We start from the raw sequence: 791 nt of genomic DNA, 5'->3' as shown, positions 1-791 counted from the left end.
GCCGCCGAGGAAATCAAGGTACGCACCTTCGTACACCCGCTGGAATACGACCTGTACTACAGCGTCTGATGCCCTGACCGGCATAGCCCCGCCCGGGAAACCGCGCGGGGCTTTTTTATGCCTGCGCACAACACCGGCTCGGACAAAGCATGATGGCTATCGCTGCCTGGCCCTTTGCCGCTTGCCAGCTGGCCGGCGTGGTGCAAGGCTTAACAGGCTGACGAGGAGGAGACCCCCAATGCGCCTGTCGCTCATATGCCTGCTGTGCAGCCTGGCGCTGCCCGCCACGGCCCAGATCTACAAGTACACCGATGCTCAAGGCAACACGGTATTCAGCGACCAGGCACCGCAGGGCGTGGCCAGCGAGCAGGTCACCCTGCCGGCGGTCAACACCGTGCAGCCACCCCCCATGCCCAAGCTGGAAGCCACGGGTGGCGAGCCTGCGGCTACCGGCCAGGCCTACAGCACATTGCGCCTGCTCGGCCTGCCCGCTGACGATGGCGCCCTGCGCGCCAACAACGGCACGTTCAGCGTGAACGTCGAACTGCGCCCGGCACTGCGCGCCAACCACCGCCTGCGCCTCGTACTGGACGGCCAACCGCACGGCCCGGCCACGCGCGGCAGCCAGCTGCAGGTAGTCAACGCCGACCGCGGCGAACATCAACTGGCCGTGCAGGTGCTGGCCGGCGAACAAGTCATTCAGCAGAGCGAAAGCCATACCTTCACCGTGCAGCGCGTCAACACCGGCAGCCCGGCGCTGCGCCCCCCACCCCCGCAGCCCAAACCGACCC

2 protein-coding genes are annotated in these 791 nt (G+C 67.1%); both read left to right on the top strand.

Translation table 11 applies throughout. The annotated features are described in order from the left end of the window. Positions 1 to 69 (top strand): hypothetical protein (locus tag CFY91_RS16500; protein ID WP_423812486.1); only part of this gene is annotated, 69 nt, incomplete at its 5' end. A gap of 169 nt (positions 70 to 238) precedes the next feature. Then, a partial coding sequence (locus CFY91_RS15505) for a DUF4124 domain-containing protein (protein WP_106408260.1) occupies positions 239 to 791 on the top strand: 553 nt, incomplete at its 3' end.

It is taken from the genome of Pseudomonas fluvialis (assembly GCF_002234375.1).
Classification (GTDB): domain Bacteria; phylum Pseudomonadota; class Gammaproteobacteria; order Pseudomonadales; family Pseudomonadaceae; genus Aquipseudomonas; species Aquipseudomonas fluvialis.
Note: the sequence above shows the minus strand (reverse complement) of the source record. Positions and strands in the feature narration are given on the sequence as shown.